This is a genomic window from Alcanivorax sp., from assembly GCF_002733835.1.
Taxonomy (GTDB): Bacteria; Pseudomonadota; Gammaproteobacteria; order Pseudomonadales; family Alcanivoracaceae; genus Alcanivorax.
The window spans coordinates 49717-71483 of record NZ_NVWY01000032.1; the positions used below are offsets into that span (position 1 = coordinate 49717).

Genomic DNA, 21767 nt, shown 5'->3' on the forward strand with positions numbered 1-21767 from the left:
TTCAGGTCCACTCTTCACCGTAATCGTGAAACAGCTCGTCACCGGCCTTGATTTTCTTCAGCGCCACCACCGTCAAATCATCGTAATAGGCAACATTGGCGCGCTTGTTATGATTGATGAAACGTAAATCGCACAACACCCGATAGCGCTCCTCGCCCTCATCATCCAGCCACAACACATAAGGGCCGCTACCCTTTGCAGGCTTAACCTTGCACTGCCCCAATTCGGTATTGCGGGCGATATCCCGGCTGGCAAAAAGCCCCCGGCCGTGGACCTCACTGTTGCGGACTTCAACCAGATCATCGCGTAAATAGTGTTCAGACATGTTTGCGCTTTACCTTGGGAACCTCTGAATAACTCCTTGCGTACTCAGCGTGGCCTGAAGCGTGCAGCTGTTGAGTCTTGTCTTGACGGACAGGGTGGCTCCCTTTCCTAAAGGCAAGGCGCAGCAGATGTGCGCTTCAGGCCACGCCCTCCGGGTCTTCCAGGCTGGCCCGCACTCGTCGTTGCGTTTTTTCGATGGATGGACATATCTCGATCCCAGTTAGGGGACACCTTCAAAATCGCGCCTAGATTGCGAGCCAGCCTGAAAGACTGAGCATGCAAGGAGTTATTCAGAGGTTCCCTTGCAGTGATTACCATGGCATCTTGCCAGAAAACCGATAATGCTGTTAATAGCCGGTTAAGGCCCCTTAACGGCCCAGCAGTCGTTTTACCGGCCACTTGTTGCAACCTTGCGACAACGCCTTCGAACGGGCAACACAGCCCAGCCTACAGGGACAATGTTGTGAACCTTTTGCACACAGGCAAAGATCTACTGCGCATGAATGAACTGGCGGCAATCCTGCTCAAATACGGGTTTGCAGACGTGATTCGGCGGCTGGGGCTTTCCACCCCGGTCGAGCATGCAGGCAAACTGGTTCGCAGTAGCATGAAGCCGGACATGCTGCGCATGCGCACAGCAGAACGCCTGCGCCATGCCATGGAGGAAATGGGCCCCACCTTCGTCAAGCTTGGTCAGGTGCTGGCAACCCGCGTGGACATGTTCCCCATGGACTGGATTGCCGAATTCGAGAAGCTGCAGGACCAGGCCCAGGCGGCACCATTCGATTCGCTCAAGGCTGACATTGAGGCCTCGCTGGGAAAACCTGTCGACAGCCTCTTTGCCCGCATTGATCCGGAGCCGATCGGTGTGGCTTCCATCGGCCAGGTGCATAGCGCACTGACTCGCCGTGGTCAGAAAGTGGTGTTGAAAGTTCAGAAACCGGGCATCCGTGACAAAATTGATTCGGACCTGCGTTTACTCGACCAGCTGGCCAAACTGGCCGCCGACAATTCCGTTGAATTACGGCGCTACCGGCCTGTAGAACTGGTGCGCGAATTCAAGCGGTCGCTCACCCGGGAACTGGATTTCACCATTGAAGCGCGCAACGCAGACCGTATCCGTAAGAACCTGCGACAGTTCAAGTGGCTGCAGATTCCCAAAGTATATTGGGACCTTTCATCTCCTACCGTGCAGGTGCAGCAGCATATCGAAGGCATTCCGGCAAAAGCCGTGGAGCGGCTCGATGACGCCGGGCTGGACCGGGAATTAATCGCACGCCGAGGTGCTCTGGCCGCCTGGAAAATGGCTCTGGAGGACGGCTTTTTCCATGCCGATCCGCACCCCGGCAACTTTATCATCATGTCGGGAAACCGCATTGCCATGCTGGATTTCGGCATGGTCGGCAAACTCAGCCACAGCCGCCGCGAGCAGATTCTGCAGATTACCCGCGCCGTGGTGCTGCGTGAGGCCGAGCAATGCGCCGGTGTACTGTCTGGCTGGTCCGACGGGCAACCCATCAAGTTCGACCAGCTTGTGTCCGACGTGGAAGACGTGATTAGCCAGTACCACGGCGTGTCCATTTCCCAGCTGGATATCACCGCCCTGCTCAATGACATCACCGCGCTGGTACGCAATCACAACCTGGTATTGCCCAGCGATATTGCGCTGTTTATCAAGGCCATCATTACCCTGGAAGGTTTTGGCCGACTACTGAACCCGCAATTCGACCTGATGAGTGAGGCCGAGCCGCTACTCAAACGAATGATCCGCACACGCTATTCCCCAGTTCGCCTGGCAAAGAGCCTGAGCCTGCGAGCGCTCGATGTGGTCGACAAGGTCTATGCGCCGCCCCCCGTACCGGGCCAGGCCGCTCCCGGTGAGGCAGGCATTGATCCTCGTCATCTGGAACGGCTGATCACACGGATTGAACGCGGTCAGTACAGACAGGTCCAAACCCTGCTGGTAACCGGTGGATTACTGGCCGGCGCCATCATGTTGAGCGGCCGGGTGCCCCCTGCCCCTTGGGGAATCTCGGTGTTTGGCTTTATTATCTTTCTCTCAAGTGCCGGCTGGGCTGGCTGGCTAATGTTCGTGTCCCGACGTTTCCTTCGGGAATGGGAGTAAAATAGACAATGACGTTGCGTAAATTTCTCACCCTTGGCGTGCTTGCTGGCAGCCTCGCCGCCTGTGCCACCTCTCCACTGGGTCGCCAGCAGTTTCTGTTGCTGCCCGCGGACCAGATGGATGAAATGGGTGTCACCGCCTATTCCCAGATGAAAAATGAAAAACCGCTGAGCAGCAGCCAGCAGCAGACGGCTTATGTCCGCTGTGTGACCACGGCGATCACTGCCACCCTGGATGGCTCCCAGCAATGGGAAGTCAACCTCTTCCAGGACGACAGCGCCAATGCGTTTGCCCTGCCAGGCGGTAAGATCGGAGTGAACACGGGTTTGCTGAAAGTGGCCAACAACCAGAGTCAGCTCGCCACAGTGATTGGCCATGAAATCGGCCATGTGCAGGCACAACATTCCAATGAGCGCATGTCACTTCAATACGCCACCCAGAGCGGCATGCAGGTACTTGGCGCGCTTGCGGGAGAGGACAGCGCCACCAAACAAGGCGTATTGGCCGCGCTTGGCGTTGGCGCCGAATATGGGCTGGCACTGCCTTTCAGCCGCAAACATGAAGCCGAGGCCGATATCATAGGCCTGCAACTGATGGCACAGGCCGGCTTTGATCCGCGTCAGAGTGTATCTCTGTGGCAGAACATGAACGCGGCCAACGGCAACGAGCCGCCTGAATTCATGTCCACTCACCCGTCCAATAGCACCCGTATCAATGGGCTGCAGGCACGCATCCCGGAGGTTATGCCGCTGTATAACCAGGCGAAAGCCGCAGGCCGTAACCCGCAGTGTGGGTAAAGAATAGCTGCGAACGGCGAGCTGCCAGCAACGAGTAAAAAAACAAGATCCATAAAAGCAAAAAACGCAGCCCAAGGCTGCGTTTTTTGCTTTTCTAGAAGCTAGATACTAGAAGCTCATAGCGGTTAGCTGTAATACGCGTTGTCCGTCACCGAGTGGTCCGTCTTGTCCCGCACACCGGCCAGCTCTGGAATCCGCTCCTGCAGGGTTTTCTCTACCCCGTCGCGCAGCGTCACATCCACCACAGAACAGCCCTGGCAGCCGCCGCCGAATTCCAGCACGGCCACGTTGTCCTCGGTCAGTTCCAGCAGCTGCACACTGCCACCGTGGGCCGCCAGGTTCGGGTTAATCTCGGCGTACAGTACGTAGTTGATCTTTTCTTCGATGGTGGCATCTTCGCTGATATCCGGCACGCGGGACTTGGGTGCACGGAACGTCAGCTGGCCTCCCATGCTGTCTTTCTTGTAGTCGATAACCGCGTCTTCCAGATAGCGAACGCTCTTACCCTCGATCCAGGCATGAAATCCTTCATAGTCATAGCGAACATCACTTTCTTCCTGTTCGCCCTCCGGGCAATATGCCATACAGCATTCCGCATGCGGGGTGCCTGGGCGCTCGACAAAGATACGCACACCAATCTCGGCCTGATCCTGCTTGCTCAGCAAGTCACGCAAGTAATCCTGGGCGGTTTCGGTAATGTCGATCAACTGCTCTGCCATCATGATTCCTGGTCGGTATGAATGAACCCATACGCAATAAACAGCGTAAGAGGTAAAAGCGGCGGTGGACGCCGGCCTCATTTCCTGACTATTTTAGTCAGGTACTCACCAGTTGCAATGGCGACACCACACACTCAATTCAAGTCCGCCTGCATGATGCTGTCGCCAGGCCGCTCGCAGGGGTACAATACGCCCCCCGGTGACGCGTGTTTGTTATACGCGGCCGGCATCCAACGTTTAGCCTTCAGCCAAAACACAGGATTACCCATGTCAGACCAACACCCCTCACAGGATCAGGCTCACGAGCCCGATGACGGCAAGCCCACACTCTGGCAGACGATTCACAGCATTCTGGCCGGCCTTCTCGGCGTGCAAAGCAGTAAAAACCGGGAACGCGACTTTACCAAGGGCGATGCGGGCAACTTTATCGGCGTGTATGTGGTGATGGTATTGGCACTGGTGATCGGCATGGTGGTGACCGTGAATCTGGTGCTGGATGCCGCAGCTAAATAGCCCTACGTAATAGAGATATGCCAAGATATTTCTTTTCACTATAAGGGCGCTTTGCTAGAGTGCCGCTCTGCTCCCTCCGGGAGCGACGCTTACCTATTGAATTTTAAGCATTTAAGGACGGTGATACAGTCCCATGTACGTCTATCAGGAATACGATCAACGGTTGCTGGAGGAGCGGGTGGCGCAGTATCGCGATCAGACCCGCCGTTTTCTCGCCAATGAGCTCAGCGAAGACGAGTTTCTGGCACTTCGCCTGCAGAATGGCCTCTACATTCAGCGTTATGCGCCCATGCTGCGTATTTCCGTTCCTTATGGCCTGTTGGCAAGTCGCCAACTGCGTCGTCTGGCGCACATCGTGCGGACCTACGACAAGGGTTTCTGCCATGTCAGCACCCGCCAGAACATTCAGTTGAACTGGCCTTCCGTTGAAGAAGTGCCGGATATTCTGGCGGAACTGGCCGACGTACAAATGCATGCCATTCAAACCAGTGGCAACTGCATCCGTAATATCACCACCGACGAATTCGCAGGCGTTAATCCCAAAGAGATTGAAGACCCGCGCCCCTGGTGCGAAATCATCCGCCAGTGGTCCACCTTCAATCCGGAATTCGCCTACCTGCCGCGTAAATTCAAGATTGCCGTGAACGCCGTACCCGACGCCGATCCGGCCTTGATCGGCGTGCACGATATCGGTGTGCAGCTGGTCCACGGTGCCAACGGCGAAACCGGCTTCCAGGTATGGGCTGGCGGTGGCCTGGGCCGCACCCCCATGACCGGTGCCATAATCGGTGAATTTGTGCCGTGGCAGGACCTGCTGGCTTACCTTGAGTCTATTTTGCGGGTTTACAACAAGTACGGTAACCGCGACAACAAGTACAAGGCTCGCATCAAGATTTTGGTGAAAGCCCTGGGCGCGGAGAAATACCGCGAACTGGTGGAACAGGAATTCGCCGAACTGAAAGGCGGCGAGATGACCCTGACTGCGGAAGAAGTGGCGCGCATCAAGGGCTGCTTCACCGCCCCGGATTACCAAAGCGTCGATACGGCCGCACTGGATGCCAAGCTGGTCGAAGACAAGGCCTTTAGCCGCTGGTTCCACACCAATACCCGTGCCCACAAGCAGGCCGGTTATCGTGCCGTTACGCTGACACTCAAGCGTACCGGCCGCGTCCCTGGTGATATCAGTGACGAGCAGCTGGAGGCCGTGGCCGATCTGGCTGACAAATACAGCTTTGGCGAGCTTCGCAACAGCCACCAACAGAACATGGTGCTGTCCGACGTGGCCGCCAACGACTTGTATGATCTATGGAAAGCGCTGGATGCACTGGGTTTTGCCACACCGAACCTGGGCCTGCTCACCGACATCGTGGCCTGCCCTGGTGGCGATCTGTGTGCGCTGGCAAACGCAAAATCCATCCCTGTTGCTGAATCCATTCAACGCCGTTTCGACGACATGGACTATGTCCACGATCTGGGCCCGTTGGACCTGAACATTTCCGGCTGCATGAATGCCTGTGGTCACCACCATATCGGCCACATCGGCATCCTGGGTGTCGACAAGAAAGGCAAGGAATTCTACCAGGTCACGCTGGGCGGCCGCGGCGACAAGCTGTCCCGTGTGGGCGAGAAAATGGGCCCGTCTTTCGAGTCCGAAGAAATCACCGATGTGGTAGAAAAAATCATCAAGTTCTATGTGGAAAAACGCCTCGAGAATGAGCCGTTTATCGACACCTACGAGCGTATTGGCATGGACCCGTTCAAGGAGCGCATCTATGGGTAAGGTAATCATTGATGGCGCCATCGTGGATAACCAGTGGCAACGCCTTGAAGGTGACACGCTGGAAGGCGAGCTACCCACCGGCAACATCATTGTGCCGCTGGCCTACTGGCAGGCGAACCGTGATGCGCTGCTCAGTCGTGGTGATGTGGCCGTGTGGCTGGCGCCGGGCGAAGAACCGAAAGATCTGGAAGACGACCTGGCCGCCCTGCCCTTGGTCGCCATCCATTTCCCGGCATTCAAGGACGGCCGCGGCTATTCCTACGCTCGGGAGCTCCGTACCCGCTACGGCTTTAAAGGTGAAGTGAGAGCCACCGGTGACGTACTCCGTGACCAGCTTTTCTACATGACCCGTTGCGGCTTCAACGCGTTTGAAGTGCGTGAAGATCGCAGCATCGAAGAAGCACTTGAAGGCCTGAACGACTTCAGCGTGACCTACCAGGGTGACGTGAACGAACCGCGCCCTCTCTATCGGCGCGGCTAGTCTTCAAAAGCCTTCGTTCCGGGAAAACGCCGCTGTCGCATTAAAGCCAGCGGCGTTTTCGCATCCATACCAGTACCCCCACACTGACTACACCAATTCCCGCCATAAACCACCAGAACCCCGCAGGATCTTCAACACCTGGCAGGCCTCCCACATTGATCCCGAACAGCCCGGTAAGAAAACCCAACGGGAGAAACAACGCCGAGATCATCGCCAGTAGATACATGCGGTCGTTGATAGCTTCGTTTTGTACCGAGAAAACCTCCTCCTGCAACAAGGTGGCATGCTCACGGGCCGCATCCAGATCTTCCAGCAGACGCTGCAAGCGATCACCGGCCTCACGAAGCAACAAGGCATCGCCACCGGTGAACATGGTTTCGTTCTGCAACCGGGCCAACGCTTCACGCTGCGGCGCAAAAAAACGTCGCAACGTAATAGAGCGACGACGAATCTGGCTGAGACGTGGAGTCAGACTAATGGTCGGCGTCTCCTCAATGGACAATGCACAGTCCTCCACCTCGGATTCCAGATTTTCGATCACGTCTTCCATTCGCCAGATCAGCTGATCCACAAGCCGTGCGACCAAGCCCGGGATACCGACAGCGCCCTCACCAGCATCCAGCTCTTCTTGCACCGTCACCAGCGACAGCAATGTCCGTTTCTGGGTGCTGATCATGCCTTGGGGGCCGACCCACAATCGCAGAGCAATCATGTCTTCAGGGCGCGCTCCAGGATGGAGGTTCACCCCGCGCAGATACACCAGCAGACCACCCGCCACCTCCGTGGCACGAGGCCGCGTTTCCATGGCGGTGAGCGCCGAAATCACCACCGGCGGAATGGATTGCCGCTCAAGCCACTGCTGACTCTGCGGCTGGGTATAATCCAGGTGCACCCAATATGGAGAGGTTTCGGTTAACGGCACCTGCGCATCAAACGCACTAGCCCCGCCCTGCCCATCCAGGGTTAGAGCTATTTTCAACCAGTGAGACTCGTTCATAAGCGTCCTTTACACTCAAAACTGCATCACATCCTGCTACCCTAAACAGCATGCTTTAGCTGACAAAAGTGCACAAATAAAAAAGCGCGGATAAACCGCGCTTTTTACCTTTTGCCAGCTCTGTTTAAGCTCGGAGGCCTGCTATTGTCATGGCAGTTTCACTACAACTCGCCCGCGAACCCCGCCTGCCAGAATACGATCTATCCAATCGGTCACACCAGCAAGATCCGTTTCTGCAGCCTCCAGCAGCGCAAGCTCTCTCGGCATCCACTCATCAGCCAGTAGCTGCCACATTTGCTGTTTGATCTCGCAGGGCAACTCAACACTATCCACCCCCAGCAAGTTGACGCCACGCAGAATGAACGGAAATACCGTCATCTCCAGTTTGGGTGATCCAGCCAGCCCGCAGCATGTCGCACTGCCACCATACTTGAGCCCCTTGAGGGCAGCAGCAAGCATCTCACCACCGACGCAATCCACCGCACCAGCCCATTGCTCTTTAGCCATCGGCTTGACCGCGCTTTCCAGAAACGCCTCACGGTCAATAATCCGCGCGGCGCCAAGAGCCGCCAGCCATTCACTGACATCCGTTTTACCGCTGACGGCGACCACCTCAAACCCCAGCTTGGCCAGAATCGCCACGCAGACACTGCCTACGCCACCAGTAGCGCCAGTCACCAGCACCGGACCCTGATCCGGGTTAACACCCGTGTCGAGTAGCGATTCCACACTCAGTGCCGCAGTCAAGCCTGCGGTACCCAAGAGCATGGCATCACGAGGCGCCAGGCCATCCGGTAGTGGCACCAACCATTCCGCAGGCACGCGGATATATTCCGCATAGCCACCATCGGTGTTCATGCCCAGATCATAGCCGGTGCAAATCACTGCATCGCCCACGCTGAACGGGCCATCACTGGCCTCTTCAACCACACCCACGGCATCAATACCCGGCGTGTGGGGAAACTTGCGGGTGACGCCCTTGTTGCCGGTGGCCGACAGCGCGTCCTTATAGTTCAGGGATGACCACTGAACTCGTACCAATACACCGCCTTCACCCAGTTCACTCAGTTCACGCTCTACCAGCGAGTTGGTATAGCCGGTATCCGTTTCGCGGGTTTGTAATGCCTGAAAACTCATGGGCCACTCCTCTGCGGTGCTCGGCATAAATAAAATTAATGGATCTGGCGCTGGCTACCGCGGTGCCAGAATTTTTCCAGCACCCGATGCAACGTTGCTTCCAGCGAGAATCCCAGCCTCTCGCCCAGCTTGCGCTTCGCTTCCCACTCGACCTGGTAGAGAGTCTGGCTGTCTTTGCGAAGTTGTAACAGCTCATCGCTGGTCATGATTTCATCAACAAGACCCAGCTCCTTTGCCTGGCTACCGAACCAGTGCTCGCCGGTGGCAACCTTGTCCAGGTCCAGCCCACGGCGGTTATCGCGCACGAAGCTTTTAAACAACTGATGGGTATCTTCCAGCTCTTCCTGGAACTTGGCCCGGCCTTTCTCTGTATTTTCACCCAGCATGGTCATGGTGCGCTTGTACTCACCGGCGGTCATCAACTCCACATCAATATCATTTTTCTTGAGCAGGCGATGAAAGTTCGGAATCTGCGCGACCACACCAATGGAGCCAATAATCGCAAAAGGCGCGGCGACAATACGATCAGCAATACACGCCATCATATAACCCCCGCTGGCGGCCACCTGATCCACCGCAATGGTCAACTTGATGCCCTGATTACGGATACGGCGCAGTTGCGAGGACGCCAGCCCATAGCTGTGCACCAGCCCCCCCGGACTTTCCAGGCGAACCAGCACTTCGTCATCCTGGCTGGCGACCTGCAAAATGGCGGTAATTTCACGGCGAAGGTGATCCACGCCACTGGCCTGAACGTCGCCGTTGAAATCAAGCACAAACAGGCGCGGCAGAGTCTTGTCTTCGGTACCGGCTTTCTTTTTTTGCTTGGCTTCCAGCTTTTCCTGTTTGCGTTTGGCTTTGTCAGCCTTCTTGCGCTGAGTCTCCGGAATGATTTCCGCTTCCAGGGACGCCTTAAGATCATCGAACTCATCATTGAGATGGCGGACTTTCAACTCGCCATCCTGGTCGCCCTTGCCCCGGTTACGCGACGCTGCTGCCGCAATGCCGCCCAAAATAAACAAAATCGCCACTACCAGGGTGGCGACTTTGGCCAGAAACATGCCGTATTCCATTAAAAACGCGATCACTGTTTATCTACTCTCCAGGGGATCCGGCGCGCGGCGCCAGTCAATTCAGGGAACTCAAACTCCCGCTGATTCTACATAAGCCAGAGCCATTGGGGTAATCAAGGGAGGACAAAGATCGGGCAACGCAGCGCGTGCCAGGACAGGAAACACGCCAGCGGAGCATCCCCGCTGGCGGTATGGAGGATCAGTCCCAACCAGAAATGGCTTGCTGGGCACTGCCGTTCATGGGACGGGCCACCAGCCCGGTGGGCCCCACATTGACTTGAAACAAGGCGCCATCGGCCATGGGCAGGTAAGCTGCGCTACCGTAGCGGGCATCAATAATCAGGCTCCAGCCTTCCTTTGCCAACAACCACACATCCAGGCCAACCGGGTCGCGGTGCAGGCTGTAGACCGTGCGGTCGCGGGAGCGCTCATCTTCCAGCGCATAATAGCGGCCCTGGATGCGATCCAGTTGATAGCCCGGCTTCAAACCAAGCAAACTGAACGGCATCTTCCATTTGATGATCCGCGCATCCAGTTGCCACTGATCCCCTTTCAACCGGAAGTCCTCAGCACTGCCGTCCGTGCGGGTGACCGTGGCAATGAAGGATTGCTCACCGGATTCACGGAAACTGACCGTAGCCACCGAGACCTCCTGGGCATATTCCTTGTAGCCGTAAAGATTCAGCGCAAAAACGCTCATGTAGCCAGCCACTAACAGTAACAGCAGCCCTGCGGTGCCTTTCAGCCACTGCAACACCCACTTTTGGCGCAGCAATATCCAGGCGCCCAACAAGACGAACAGGAGACTGAAAGCGATAAGCACCAAGGGTGCCAAGGTGTAATTCATGCTCAAATCCTTCTAGAAACGCGCGATCCATTGATCTATCAGCGAACGGGCAATACTGCCCGGCGGCGGCACCATGGGAAGATCCTGATAATGAAACCAGGCGGCATCAACGATTTCGTCGTCATCAATGCGAATTTCTCCGCCCGCATATTCCGCCATGAATCCCAGCATCAGGGAATGGGGAAACGGCCACGACTGACTGTTCAGGTACTCCAGGTTCTTTACTGAAATACCACTTTCTTCCATAACCTCCCGCGCCAGCGCCTGCTCTGCAGTTTCACCCGCTTCCATAAACCCGGCAAGGCAGGAATAAAACCCCTCGGGAAAACGGGCAGACCGCCCCAGCAGCGCGTGCTCACCCTTGGTGACCAGGGTAATGATGCAGGGAGTGATTCGTGGGTACTGGAAATAACCGCAACCGGCGCAGGTCATCGCCAGGTCACGGGGATGCGGTTCGGTGGGAGAGCCGCAACGACTGCAAAAACGGTGATTCTGGCGCCAGCTCAAAAACTGCAGGGCCCGGCTGGCCATGGAAAATTCGGCATCACTGAGCGTGGCCCCGATCAGGCGGCGCAGTGGCACACGTTGTAGCTGACCATCATCGAATTCATGACGGGAGAGTTCGCAGACATAGCAGGGCTGACCGGAAAGAAAACCCAAAAAATGGTAATCCGGGTGTTGGCGAAGCCACTTGGCTGGCAGTTCCGGGAACTGCCAGCCCGCCTGGGTAGAAATGAGCACATCCTGATCATGGATGACATAACAGCGGGCGCTATCTGCGTCCTGGGGTTCCGGGCTGGAAAGATCAATCATGGCTGTCTCATGCGACGTTGTTCATGCGGCGTAGACTCAGGCGACTTTCGACACCGGAAAGCCTAATGCATTCATGCTTTCCTCAGCCACCTCCAGCACGCCATCACCAATGGGTTTCTGCTCTTCCATGCTTTCCAGGTAGTAATCCACCCCGGTCAGCGCATCAGCCAGGGTTTCCATGTTTTCTCGAGTCGGCACCTGATCACCGCTTAGCAGCCGGTTGCTGATGTATTTATGGCATGCCTCGGTAACGGCCTTGGCACGATCCAGTTCCAGGAACATCAGGCCACCCGCAATCGAGGCGAACGTACCGGGCAGGTTGGACAGATGCATGGCATCCCAGTTGTTATCCATGAACGAGGAGATGGAGCGCTTGGCCAATGCCAGGCCGGCGCGGCACTCGCCCACCACCGTCATGCGAGCGTCATCCAGTTGATACAGGGAAATATTGGTGTTGTTGGCAGTGCGGTGGACATCATCTTCCGGGCTAATACTACGCTCCAGGCCCGCCACCACGTTTTCCACTATCAGCAGGTCATCGACCAGCCCATGAAAAGCCTCTCCTTCCACATTCTGATCCGGGGCCCATTTCGACACTTCCCGGGCGCGCAATTTGATTGCCCGGGATTCGTCATCCTTGTTGATCATGTCCAGGGTACTGCCCAGGCGATTCAGGCTGGCAGCAACCGACTGGTAATTGGTGTCGGCAACGCCCTGGGAAGCCAAATCCAGGCTTTCCTTCAAATCCGCAATTTCATCGCGCATGGCCGTGGCCACAGAACGAATCACCGAGCCGCTGGCACCGGTCATCAATGCCAGCTCACGCTGCAATACGGTGTCACTAACCTCGGACTTCAGACCAAAAGCCTGCTTCACATCGCCAATGGTGCCGCTATCTTCAGCGGATAGCGAAACGATAAACAGACTTTCCTTGATCAACAGCAGCGGCGCCTCTTCCGTCACCGCCTGGTCACCATCGTAAACCAGTTTTTTGAGCTGACGATCGAATTGGGATAGCAGGGCCTTGCGAGCAGGCGTAATCGCCATCTGGTCGCAGTACATGGCTGTCAGCACGGCCTGAGCCACCCACAGAAAGCGGCTTAGACCGCATTGACCTGCCGCACGATCCAGGCGCACCAGCGCCCGGGCCATCAACTTGAGATTAGTGGCATTGCCTTGCCCACGCAGAACCCCCAGCAACCCGACCTGGTACATATGCCGCAGGCGACGGGACAGGTCTGACAGTTCGCTAACCGATAGCTCTCGCTGGGGAGCTTCAGGTGCACGCTGACGGGACAGGTCGGCACTAAAGAAATGGCTCTCCTGAATCAGGCCTTTTCCACCGGAACGCCGCAGTTCATTAATCCCACCAATCAGCAAGGCAGGAAGTGTGCGGTTTTTCAGCTGCACATAGTCAAAATAACGGGCCAGCAGGACAATCGCATTACTCAACGCCTGAATGCGGGCCTCAGAGACTTTTTCCTGTAGCTCCCGAGCGGCCAGCGCCATTTCTTCACTCATTAAAGCTGCTGCAGGCAGCTCAACCACCTGGCAGATACCGCGGAGTTGCTGAAAGGCTTGCGCGCAATGCTGCAACTCATCCTGGCGGCTATGGTCGTCCGAAAACGCTTCAAGCTGGTTTTCAGCTTCCGTCAGGGTGGTATCTATCGCTTCCTTGAGAAAAGTCAGGGAGGTGGTGTTTGTTATGGCAACCATGGACTCTCCGCAAGCACCAAACTGTTATTATCATCGGGTTCGTTCGTTAGGCGCGCAAACCCCCGGATACACCCGCAATCGTCAAAACAGGATTGTAAAACAAGGCGCATCAACTTTTGCACGTCATCAAAGACTGCGTCAACTTTCATTTGTAAGCAACTGATTTATTGATGATTTGTTAACCTGCCCACACTCCTCCCCGTGGCCAGACACGGTTGCGCGTTACGTGCGCCAACCGGCTGCGTCAATCCCTCCATTGATCCAGGGCAAATTGCCACCCCTTTGCACTGTACTGGGGCAAGCCAAGTCCTTATCATTGCCGCGCCCGAGTTTGGCGTGCTTCATCCGAGCTGGGCGCCCTTTCCCATTTGCCGTTCAGCAGGAACTCGTCATGTCAGCCACGCTAGGCCGCGCCTTTATTCAGAACTTCCTGGGGCAGGCCCCCGCCTGGTACAAATACACCATCGTTGCCTTCCTGCTGATCAACCCCCTGGTGGCCCTGGCCCTGGGCCCGGTGACGGCGGGCTGGCTGCTGCTGGCCGAGTTCATTTTCACCCTGGCCATGGCGCTCAAGTGCTACCCCCTGCAACCCGGCGGCCTGCTGGCCATTGAAGCGGTCATGATCGGCCTCACCTCCGCTGATACCGTGCTGCACAAGGTGGTGGGCAATATCGAGGTGATGTTGCTGTTGATCTTCATGGTTGCCGGGATTTTCTTCCTCAAAGACCTGCTGCTGTTCATGTTCACCCGTCTGCTGCTGGGCGTGAAATCCAAAGTGACGCTGAGTCTGCTGTTCTGTGCGGCCGCCGCCCTGCTCTCCGCCTTTCTTGACGCGCTGACGGTTACCGCCGTGGTCATTGCCGTATGCACCGGCTTTTATGGCATTTACCACAAGGTAGCCTCCGGCAAGACGTTCCAGCAGAAACACGACCACGGCGACGACACCGCCGTGGAAGAGCTGCACCGCGAAGACCTTCGTCGCTTCCGCTCATTTCTGCGCAGCCTGCTGATGCACGCGGCGGTGGGCACCGCACTGGGCGGCGTTTGCACCTTGGTAGGCGAACCCCAAAACCTGTTGATTGCCAACAAGGCGGGCTGGGAATTCGGCGAATTCTTCCTGCGTATGGCCCCGATTACCCTGCCGGTGCTGGCAATGGGTCTACTGACCTGCATCTTTCTGGAAATCAGCGGCAGCTTTGGTTACGGCGAAGACATTCCTGAGAAAGTGCGTGGAATCATGCGTCAGTACGCCCTGGAACAGGACCGTAAGCGCACCCCGCAAAACCGGGCGGCACTGGTGATTCAAGCCATCACAGCCGTGTGGCTGGTGATCGGTCTGGCCACCCACGCCGCTTCTGTGGGCCTGGTAGGGCTCACCGTCATCATTCTGGCCACCTCCTTCACCGGGATTATCGAAGAACATCGCCTGGGAGCAGCCTTTGAAGAGGCCCTGCCGTTCACGGCCCTGCTCACCGTGTTTTTCGCCGTGGTGGCGGTCATTGCCGACCAACAGCTTTTCGCGCCGGTTATTGAATATGTGCTGACCCTGGACAAACACGTTCAAGGCCCCGCCTTCTACATGGCCAATGGTGTGCTGTCGGCTGTCTCTGACAACGTCTTTGTAGCCACGGTATATGTGGATGAAGTCGGGCAGGCCCTGCTGAAGAGTGAGATTGACCGGGATACATTCGATCTGCTGGCCGTCGCCATTAACACTGGCACCAACATCCCGTCTGTGGCCACCCCTAACGGTCAGGCAGCCTTCCTGTTCCTGCTCACCTCGGCACTGGCGCCATTGGTGCGGTTATCCTATGGGCGCATGGTGGTCATGGCTTTGCCGTACACTATTGTGATGTCGATTACCGGCCTGATCATGACGGCCACCGCGCTAGAACCTGCCACTAACTACATGTACGAGAATGGCTGGATTCAGCACCACCAGGTGGACGACCTGCAGGAAACACCGGTCATCCCGGGACACTGATTTGCCCCGGCTTGCCGGTGTAAAGAGGTGGAAATCGCGAAGCTAGAGGGCAGGAGCCCAGAAAATGCCACGCTAGCGGCATGGCCTGTTAATACAATGCTGTTGTTGTAACTGCTACTGCAGTGGCGTGTCATCCTCCGTCAGGCTCTGCCACACGGTAGGCCCACCATTCTTGCCCGCAATGGCGGTCAGCTTGTCGTTGTGGCGCTGTATCTCAGTTTCACTGGGACGAACGACGGCAAGCGCCGGGCGGTCTGCACTCAAACGTCTGATCGCTTCTGCAGTGGCATCACCTCCCTGTTCACTGCCATCGTTCCCGCCCAGAGACAGGCGGGTCTGCCCGCCGGTCATGGCCAGATAAACGTCCGCCAGAATTTCAGCATCCAGCAAGGCGCCGTGCAGTTCACGGTGGCCGTTTTCCACGAAATACCGACGGCACAACGCATCCAGGTTATTTTTCTGTCCCGGATGTTTCTGGCGAGCCATCACCAAGGTATCCAGGACCCCACAACGCTGTTCGATGGTCCCGTACCGGGCGCCAAGCCGGCGCAGCTCATGGTTGAGGAAGCCCACGTCAAAAGGCGCGTTATGGATAACCAGTTCCGCCCCGTCGACAAAAGCCAGAAATTCATCCACCACCTTGTCAAAGGTGGGCTTGTCTGCCAGAAACTCGGTGCTGATGCCGTGAACCGCCAGCGCGCCTGCATCAATCTCCCGTTCAGGATTCAGGTACAGATGCAGGTTATTGCCGGTCAGGCGGCGATTTTCCATCTCCACGCAACCAATTTCGATCACCCGGTGCCCGTCATTGGGCTCCAGGCCGGTAGTTTCCGTATCCAGTACAACCTGACGCATTAGCCTGCTCGCCCCTGCTGTTTCATTTCATCAATACCCCGGTTAGCCAGCGCATCGGCCCGCTCATTGCCCGGGTGGCCACTATGGCCCTTGACCCACTGCCAGTCGATTTCGTGGCGTTGCACCGCTGCATCGAGGCGTTGCCACAGATCCACATTCTTGACCGGCTGCTTCGAGGCCGTTTTCCAGCCACGCTTTTTCCAGTTCGCCATCCACTGGGTGATGCCGTCCATGACGTATTTGGAGTCCGTCGTCAGTACCACCTGACAGGGAGCATTGAGGGTCTCCAGGGCCACGATGGCGGCCATCAGTTCCATGCGGTTGTTGGTGGTCTCAGGCTCGCCACCAAATAATTCCTTCTCCTTGTCACCGTAAAGGAGAATGGCGCCCCAGCCACCCGGGCCGGGATTACCGCGGCACGCGCCGTCGGTATAGATAATCACGTTCTTCAAAGACTCAGGACTCCCTGTTCTGCTGGCCCCAGCGGGCCACCGGTACCGGCACCACGGTATTGCGTGGTACCTTGCGTTGTCGTGTGGCCAACGGACGCACCACACCGGCGCGTTTTCTTGCCACCAGCAGGTATGTATTGCCGTGACGCGGCCAGAGGAAACGCCCAAGCCAGTCCAGCAGGCGCACCCGGCTGCGACCACGATCGGACAGCGGCATAGTATAGAAGCCACTGGCCATGCCATCGACCTCAAATCCGAGAACCTGTAACCAGTCGGTCAATCGATTGGGGCGATAATAGCGCCCCATCCACCCCGGTGACTTCCACCAGAGCAGCCAGCGGGCCAGCCCCATCACGCTGACGGGATGAAACCCGATGATCGCCATCTTGCCGCCCGGCGCCATGCAACGCGACGCTTCACGCAATGCCTGGTGAGGATCGGCGGCGAAATCCATGGTGTGATGCAGCAACAGCACATCCACACTGCTTTTCGCAATCGGCAACAGATCCAGACGCGACTGTAATTTCACCCCGGTAAAACCGGGCGGCGCGATGCTGGTTTGCCAACGCAGCGGCGATTCCGACAGGAGATCACGGCCATCACCGGCATAAATCGCCACCGCGCGCTGGCCCGCCTGGCTGCGCAGCCACTCGGTCAGCATGGCTTTTTCTTCGCTCAGCAAGGCCTGGCCCGGTTCACTGTCGAGCCATTCATCAAAACCCCTTCCCAATTCGCCGGAGGAGGCATTGAACGAGATACGGTTGAGTGGAGGTAGCTGCATAGCGGACAATCTCTTGATCCATGAATGCGTGAGCCGGATGATGAAGCACTGAAACAGGTGCCAACGGACCTGCTTACAGACAGGAGCGTACCACGACATGACAGCCAGCCCTATCGCTATCCCCGCCTTCAATGACAACTATATCTGGGCATTTCATCAACAGGATCAATGTGTTGTCGTCGACCCCGGTGACGCCGCACCGGTGGAGCGCTACCTCAGCGAAAACGGTCTGATGCTGTCCGCGCTTTTGATCACCCATCACCACCCGGACCATGTGGGCGGTATTGCGGCATTGACCAAAGACCGCGATATTCCCGTGTACGGCCCAGCAGCGGAATCCATTCCGGCCATGAGCCACCCGCTCCACGACGGCGACACCATCACGCCTGTGGGCACCGACCTCTCGTTCACCGTCATGGCCGTACCCGGTCACACCCTGGGCCATATCGCCTTTATCAACGCGGCACAGCGCTGGCTTTTTTGCGGCGACACCTTGTTTGCCGGGGGCTGCGGTCGTCTGTTCGAAGGCACGCCGGAGCAAATGCTCCATTCCCTGCAGCGTCTGGCCGCCCTGCCTGATAATACCCAGGTGTTCTGTGCCCACGAATACACCCAGGCCAACCTGACCTTCGCCGCCGCCGTCACCCCGGAAGACCCCGCCGTACGGGCGCGCTTGCAGGCCGTCATTGAGTTGCGCCAAAAAGGTAAAATCACGCTGCCTTCCACCCTCGCGGAAGAAAAAGCGACCAACCCGTTTTTACGCAGTGATGACAAAGACTTGAAGGATTCCTGTCAGCGCCATGAGCCTGGCTGCGGGGATTCTGATATGCAGTGTTTTGCGGCCTTGCGTCGCTGGAAGGACAACTTTTAGCGCCTCGTCCTTGCCGCGCCGCCTATCCGTCGCCAGAATGCATGAAATTTTTAGCGTTACTCCATGATTATGAAAAAAATTATTCCTTTAGCCCTTTTTCTCGGGCTGGGCGTCCTTGGTGGTTGTGCAACCAATAAGCCCCTTGAAGATCTTCCCCCCATGCCGGCTGCCGAGCCTTCCGTGGATGACGTCAATTTGGCGAACGGCATGGACGAACCCAGCCCAGTCGAAGACGGCGAAAATCAGCCAACCGCCGACGACCTCTGGATGCGCTTGCGCGCTGGCTACGGGCTCGATTTGAGTATCGAAAACGACCGGATTCGTGTGCAACGTGAATGGTACGCGCGCCACCCAGAGTATTTCACCCGCGTCACGACACGTTCAGAACGCTACCTGCACTACATCGTCGAGCAAGCCGAAGCCCGCGATATGCCGCTGGAACTGGCCTTGTTGCCAATCGTAGAAAGTGCTTTTGATCCCTTTGCTTACTCCCATGCCCGCGCGGCGGGGCCCTGGCAGTTTATTCCCTCCACCGGGGATTATTTCGGCATGCAGCGCACCTGGTGGGAAGACCAACGCCGGGACATCCTCAAGTCCACCAATGCCGCATTGGATTACCTGCAGCAGCTCTCCAGCCGCTTTGAGGGTGACTGGCTACTGGCGCTAGCCTCTTACAACGCCGGGGGCGGCACTGTATCGCGAGCCATCCGTCACAATAAAGAAGCTGGAAAGCCCACCGATTTCTGGAACCTGAACCTGCCCCGCGAAACCACCGCGTATGTCCCTAAATTACTGGCCATCGCCCAGATTGTCGGTGACCCGCAGGCCTACGGCGTCCCCCTCCACCCCATCGCCAACGAACCCTACTTCGCCACGGTAAAAACCGGCGGGCAAATCGACCTGGCCCAAGCCGCACGTTTGGCGGATATTTCTGTGGAAGAGCTCTACCTGCTCAACCCGTCCTATAATCGCTGGGCCACATCCCCGGATGGCCCCTTCCGGTTGTTAGTCCCTGTGGATCGGGCCGAGAATTTCCAGACGAAACTGGCCAGCCTGCCCAAAGACCAACGCATGCAGTGGGCCCGTTACGAAATTCGGCCCGGCGATAATCTGGGCGCCATTGCCCGCCAGTACCGCACGACCCCCCAGGTACTTCGCAACATTAACCACATGAAGAACAACACCATTATTGCCGGCCGCACCCTGCTGATTCCCGGCCCGGCGTCCTCCAGCAGCGACTACAGCCTTAGTGCTGAATCGCGCCTGGCCAAAAAACAGTCCAAGCAACCCAAGGGTCGCCAGCGCGTCGATTACACGGTGCAGCCCGGTGATACGCTCTGGGAAATCGCCCGCCGCCATAACGTCGGCGTACCTGAGTTGGCCAAATGGAATAGCATGGCCCCCAAAGACAGCCTGCGTATAGGCCAGAGCCTAGCGGTGTGGACCAAGGGAAGCCTGGCGGCCAGCCCGGCCAGCAACACGCCCTCCTCCAGCAACCCGAACATGGTGCGCAAGGTCCGCTATGCGGTTCGCAACGGCGATTCCTTGTATGCCATTGCCGACCGCTTTAATGTATCGGTCAACGATATAAAAAGCTGGAACAACACTGTAGCCAGCAATCGATACCTACAACCCGGGCAACGGCTGACAGTCTACGTTGATATTCGCCAAACGCACTAAACTTACCTTTGCCCTGCTGGGCTTGTTGCTTGGCGTGGTCTGCCACGCCGAGCCCACTCGCAGCCACGGTTACCACCCGTTTGGCAGCCTCAAGTACCCCGCCGATTTCCAGCACCTCGATTACGTCAACCCGGATGCCCCCAAGGGCGGCACCCTGCGATTATTCGGCCAGGGCACCTTCGACAGCCTGAACCCCTATATTCTTAAAGGCCGCAGCCCGGCCGATACGCCGGGCATCCAGATGTATGGGGTCACGGAAATCGCCGACAGCCTGCTAATGGGCAGCCAGCCACACAACCCACTTGGCGATGAGGCAGGCACGGCCTACGGGTTGATTGCCGACTGGCTGGAATACCCCGAAGATCGCAGCTGGTGCACCTTCCATATTCGCGACGAAGCCCGCTTCCACGACGGTCACCCGATTCGCGCCGACGATGTGGTCTTTTCGGTAAATACCCTGCGCGAAAAAGGCCACCCGGAGTTCACCCTGCGCCTGGCCGATATCGCCAGCGTGGAAGCCCTTGACCCGCAAACGGTGAAATTCACTTTCCACCGGGGGCGCCGGGATCTGCCTCTGATGGCAGGCGCTATTCCGATCCTGCCGCGCCATTACTGGCAGAAGCATGATTTCGAAAGCGCCTCACTCACCCCGCCGCTGTCCAGTGGCCCCTATCAAGTCACCCATGTGGACGCCGGGCGTAAAGTGACGTTTAGCCGGGTAAAGGACTACTGGGCCAAAGACCTGCCGGTAAACCGGGGCCGCTATAATTTCGACACGGTGGAATTCGAGTTCTACCGCGATGCAGATGTGGGCTTCGAAGCCTTCAAGGCCGGTGGCTACGATCTACACTACGATTACAGCTCCAAACACTGGGCCACCGCCTATGCGTTCTCCGCCCTGGAAGACGGCAAGGTAAAACGCGCCGAAGTGCCCCATCAGATTCCTCGCCCGGTACAGGCCTTCTTCTTCAATACTCGCCGCGCCCCGTTCAATGACATCAATGTCCGCCGCGCCGCCAGCCTGCTGTTCGATTTCGAGTGGTCCAACAAGAACCTGTTCAGCGGCGCCTATCAACGCACACAAAGCTGGTTTCCCAACAGCGACTACCGAGCGGGCACACCCGCTCCCGAGGCAGAAAAAGCCTTGTTGACGCCGTTTCTGGATCAGCTGCCGAACGATTATTTTGACGCAGACATCAACCCGCCGGTGAACGATGGCAGCGGACAGATACGCCACCGCATGCGCGAAGCGCTGGCGCTGCTTAAAGAAAGCGGCTGGAGACTCGAGGGGCAAACCCTGGTCAATGCACAAGGCCAACCGCTGCAGTTCACCGTTTTGAATTACCATAATCCGGGCATTTACCGCATTCTTGCGCCCTGGTTTCGCAATCTGAAACGCCTGGGCATCGATGCCCAATACCGGGAAATCGACCCGGCGGCCTATAAGCAGCGGTTGGATAGCTTCGATTACGATGTGGTGCTCTTTGTATTACCGATTCAGGCCTACCCGGGCCCGGAACTGAAAGACTATTTTCTTTCCGACAGCGCCAAGGTGGTCGGCAGCCGCAACCTGGCGGGTATTCGCAACCCGGTGGTGGATTTTCTGGTTGACCATGCGCTCAGCACCGATAACGAAGCTGACTACCGGCTCAGCCTGCAAGCGCTGGACCGCATGTTGCGCTACCAGCAATACGGCGTCCTGAACTACTATATCAGCACACACCGCATTGCCTGGTGGGACAAGTTTGCCCGCCCACCGGAACCAATCCCCTACGGACTGGGTCTGGACACTTGGTGGGTCAAAAAATAACAAGGAGTCTTT

20 protein-coding genes are annotated in these 21767 nt (G+C 57.2%); 9 read left to right on the plus strand and 11 right to left on the minus strand.

The features are described from left to right. Window position 1: 1 nt before the first annotated feature. Entirely contained in the window at window positions 2-325 is a 324-nt protein-coding gene (locus COA55_RS12295) for an SET domain-containing protein (protein ID WP_007148468.1), read from the minus strand. A gap of 462 nt (window positions 326-787) precedes the next feature. Between COA55_RS12295 and COA55_RS12300 the strand changes: the two genes are divergently transcribed. Together COA55_RS12300 and COA55_RS12305 are read left to right on the plus strand one after the other, a co-directional pair. Next, window positions 788-2449 carry an AarF/UbiB family protein gene (locus COA55_RS12300; protein WP_290502416.1) on the plus strand — a complete coding sequence of 554 codons (1662 nt, stop codon included), beginning with the start codon at window positions 788-790 and terminating at the stop codon, window positions 2447-2449. An 8-nt stretch (window positions 2450-2457) separates the two neighbouring features. Then, window positions 2458-3246: a M48 family metallopeptidase gene (locus tag COA55_RS12305; RefSeq protein ID WP_290502417.1), complete on the plus strand. Its 789-nt coding sequence runs from the start codon at window positions 2458-2460 to the stop codon at window positions 3244-3246. 125 nt (window positions 3247-3371) lie between these two features. On the opposite strand, the gene nfuA is transcribed toward COA55_RS12305, so the two are convergent. Next, window positions 3372-3968, minus strand: a complete 597-nt coding sequence (gene nfuA / locus COA55_RS12310; RefSeq protein ID WP_063518723.1) for a Fe-S biogenesis protein NfuA — start codon at window positions 3966-3968, stop codon at window positions 3372-3374. Between the two features lie 264 nt (window positions 3969-4232). Between nfuA and COA55_RS12315 the strand changes: the two genes are divergently transcribed. The 3 genes from COA55_RS12315 (at window position 4233) to COA55_RS12325 (ending at window position 6739) form a co-directional block, all read left to right on the plus strand. Further along, window positions 4233-4478 (plus strand): DUF2970 domain-containing protein, encoded by a 246-nt coding sequence (locus tag COA55_RS12315; RefSeq protein ID WP_290502418.1) that lies wholly within the window; start codon window positions 4233-4235, stop codon window positions 4476-4478. Window positions 4479-4611: 133 nt separating this feature from the next. Beyond that, complete coding sequence (locus COA55_RS12320) at window positions 4612-6258, plus strand: nitrite/sulfite reductase (RefSeq protein ID WP_290502419.1); 1647 nt, start codon at window positions 4612-4614, stop codon at window positions 6256-6258. Then, window positions 6251-6739, plus strand: coding sequence for a DUF934 domain-containing protein (locus COA55_RS12325; RefSeq protein WP_290502420.1), 489 nt, complete (start codon window positions 6251-6253; stop codon window positions 6737-6739). Before COA55_RS12320 ends, COA55_RS12325 begins: the two co-directional genes overlap by 8 nt. A gap of 40 nt (window positions 6740-6779) precedes the next feature. Here the strand turns inward: COA55_RS12325 and COA55_RS12330 are convergent, their stop codons facing one another. From COA55_RS12330 to COA55_RS12355, 6 genes are all read right to left on the minus strand, one after another. Further along, entirely contained in the window at window positions 6780-7736 is a 957-nt protein-coding gene (locus COA55_RS12330) for a zinc transporter ZntB (RefSeq protein ID WP_290502421.1), read from the minus strand. Window positions 7737-7883: 147 nt separating this feature from the next. Further along, window positions 7884-8873: a YhdH/YhfP family quinone oxidoreductase gene (locus tag COA55_RS12335; RefSeq protein WP_063518728.1), complete on the minus strand. Its 990-nt coding sequence runs from the start codon at window positions 8871-8873 to the stop codon at window positions 7884-7886. Window positions 8874-8908: 35 nt separating this feature from the next. Next, entirely contained in the window at window positions 8909-9961 is a 1053-nt protein-coding gene (gene sohB / locus COA55_RS12340; protein ID WP_290502422.1) for a protease SohB, read from the minus strand. Between the two features lie 184 nt (window positions 9962-10145). Next, entirely contained in the window at window positions 10146-10793 is a 648-nt protein-coding gene (locus COA55_RS12345; protein ID WP_290502423.1) for a hypothetical protein, read from the minus strand. Between the two features lie 12 nt (window positions 10794-10805). Continuing rightward, entirely contained in the window at window positions 10806-11606 is an 801-nt protein-coding gene (nudC, locus tag COA55_RS12350; protein ID WP_063518731.1) for an NAD(+) diphosphatase, read from the minus strand. Window positions 11607-11642: 36 nt separating this feature from the next. Continuing rightward, window positions 11643-13322 carry a hypothetical protein gene (locus COA55_RS12355; RefSeq protein ID WP_290502424.1) on the minus strand — a complete coding sequence of 560 codons (1680 nt, stop codon included), beginning with the start codon at window positions 13320-13322 and terminating at the stop codon, window positions 11643-11645. Between the two features lie 391 nt (window positions 13323-13713). On the opposite strand from COA55_RS12355, the gene nhaB reads away from it, so the two are divergent. Then, window positions 13714-15306, plus strand: a complete 1593-nt coding sequence (nhaB, locus tag COA55_RS12360) for a sodium/proton antiporter NhaB (protein ID WP_063518733.1) — start codon at window positions 13714-13716, stop codon at window positions 15304-15306. A gap of 114 nt (window positions 15307-15420) precedes the next feature. Here the strand turns inward: nhaB and dnaQ are convergent, their stop codons facing one another. Genes dnaQ through COA55_RS12375 form a run of 3 tightly spaced genes read right to left on the minus strand, consistent with a single transcriptional unit; the run spans window position 15421 to window position 17394 of the window. Then, on the minus strand, window positions 15421-16161 hold the full coding sequence (gene dnaQ, locus COA55_RS12365) for a DNA polymerase III subunit epsilon (RefSeq protein WP_063538767.1): 741 nt from the start codon (window positions 16159-16161) through the stop codon (window positions 15421-15423). Then, on the minus strand, window positions 16161-16613 hold the full coding sequence (rnhA, locus tag COA55_RS12370; protein ID WP_007148484.1) for a ribonuclease HI: 453 nt from the start codon (window positions 16611-16613) through the stop codon (window positions 16161-16163). Before rnhA ends, dnaQ begins: the two co-directional genes overlap by 1 nt. Window positions 16614-16617: 4 nt before the next feature. Beyond that, window positions 16618-17394 (minus strand): methyltransferase domain-containing protein, encoded by a 777-nt coding sequence (locus COA55_RS12375; protein ID WP_290502425.1) that lies wholly within the window; start codon window positions 17392-17394, stop codon window positions 16618-16620. A gap of 97 nt (window positions 17395-17491) precedes the next feature. On the opposite strand from COA55_RS12375, the gene gloB reads away from it, so the two are divergent. From gloB to COA55_RS12390, 3 genes are all read left to right on the plus strand, one after another. Next, the gene (gloB, locus tag COA55_RS12380; protein WP_290502426.1) at window positions 17492-18265 is read left to right on the plus strand and encodes a hydroxyacylglutathione hydrolase; all 774 of its coding nucleotides are present in this window, start codon (window positions 17492-17494) and stop codon (window positions 18263-18265) included. 207 nt (window positions 18266-18472) lie between these two features. Then, a complete protein-coding gene (locus COA55_RS12385; protein WP_290502427.1) occupies window positions 18473-19945 on the plus strand; it encodes a LysM peptidoglycan-binding domain-containing protein in 1473 nt (490 codons plus the stop codon). Further along, window positions 19923-21755 carry an extracellular solute-binding protein gene (locus COA55_RS12390; RefSeq protein WP_290502428.1) on the plus strand — a complete coding sequence of 611 codons (1833 nt, stop codon included), beginning with the start codon at window positions 19923-19925 and terminating at the stop codon, window positions 21753-21755. Before COA55_RS12385 ends, COA55_RS12390 begins: the two co-directional genes overlap by 23 nt. Window positions 21756-21767: the final 12 nt, after the last annotated feature.